Here is a 223-nt window from a genome sequence, read left to right on the forward strand (position 1 = left end):
CCCTGCGTGCCGCCCTCTCCAACGAATTGTCGGGATCCGAGGTGATCGTGGTCTCGAACCGCGAGCCTTACATCCACAACCGAACGGCCGATGGCGAGATCTCCCTGCAGAGTCCCGCGAGCGGGCTGGTGTCCGCCCTGGAGCCGGTGGTGCGGGCCTGCGGCGGAACATGGGTGGCGCATGGCAGCGGAACGGCCGACCGGGACACGGTGGACCCGAGCGA

General features: G+C 69.1%; 1 pseudogene. It reads left to right on the top strand.

Annotated features, from left to right (window positions below):
* A pseudogene (locus E4K09_RS18095) lies at nt 1-223 on the top strand (hypothetical protein); the annotation flags it as partial.

The organism is Microvirga pakistanensis (assembly GCF_004458765.1).
Classification (GTDB): domain Bacteria; phylum Pseudomonadota; class Alphaproteobacteria; order Rhizobiales; family Beijerinckiaceae; genus Microvirga; species Microvirga pakistanensis.